We start from the raw sequence: 287 nt of genomic DNA on the forward strand, positions 1-287 counted from the left end.
TTGGCGCGGGGCGATCTGTCCCAGCGCATCACCAGTCAGCGTCAGGATGAGATCGGCAAGCTGACCGCGGCCATGAATAGCGTCGGTGAGGACCTGAGTCGAGTGGTGGGTCAGGTGCGGGGCACCACGGGCGCCGTCAATCAGGCCGCCGGCGAGATTGCCCAGGGCAACGAGGAGCTTTCGGCACGCACCGAGCAGTCCGCCTCCAGTCTGCAGGAAACCTCGGCCTCGATGGAGGAGATCACCACCACCGTGCAACACAGTGCCGATTCCGCCCAGCAGGCCAG

General features: G+C 65.9%; 1 protein-coding gene. It reads left to right on the top strand.

The features are described 5' to 3' along the window. The coding region (locus tag QD280_RS17810) for a HAMP domain-containing protein (RefSeq protein ID WP_279840155.1) at window positions 1-287 on the top strand (287 nt) is incomplete at both ends.

The organism is Cobetia sp. 1AS1 (assembly GCF_029846435.1).
GTDB lineage: Bacteria > Pseudomonadota > Gammaproteobacteria > Pseudomonadales > Halomonadaceae > Cobetia > Cobetia amphilecti.